Raw genomic sequence first — 470 nt, 5'->3', positions numbered from 1 at the left:
TTATCAAATTCTTGTCGCCCAAGAGTGAGGAGTATATCTAATGCATTTGCGGCTTTTGGATTTTATACTTGTGTTCCAAAAGCAGCATGAATAGCATGATAAAGCGTTCCTCGTTCCGCCGAGCCAGGGACATGGATGAGTGATTTAAGTGGTTTGTGACGCAAGATTTTTTTGGTATAAATGGCATTAGGTTCATTCCTCAACGTTTCTATTTCAGTGATCGAAAAATGGCGAGGGCGCATATCAAGGGGCGGTATTGGGCAAGGGCGTTTTGCACAGACAGCCATGTTTGTATTGTCAAGCATTTTTGCCCAATGGAGCACCCTTTCACCTCGTGCACGGATTTGTTTCCAGACCTGTTTTCCTACGACAGTTTCTAAACGTTGTAGCCAGCGTGAAGGGAGTGAAGGAACATGAGTATCCCGCAGGGCTCGGCTCATTCCTTCGTTAGTGATCCCCATAGTCAAGGG

Annotated in this window: 1 pseudogene; it reads right to left on the bottom strand. The window is 45.7% G+C overall.

Going from position 1 to position 470, the window contains the following annotated elements:
* A pseudogene (locus J7R05_RS07910) lies at positions 1–470 on the bottom strand (double-strand break repair protein AddB); the annotation flags it as partial.

The organism is Bartonella capreoli (genome assembly GCF_902813205.1).
GTDB lineage: Bacteria > Pseudomonadota > Alphaproteobacteria > Rhizobiales > Rhizobiaceae > Bartonella > Bartonella schoenbuchensis.
The sequence above is the reverse complement of the archived record's forward strand: the minus strand, read 5'-3'. Positions and strand labels throughout refer to the sequence as shown.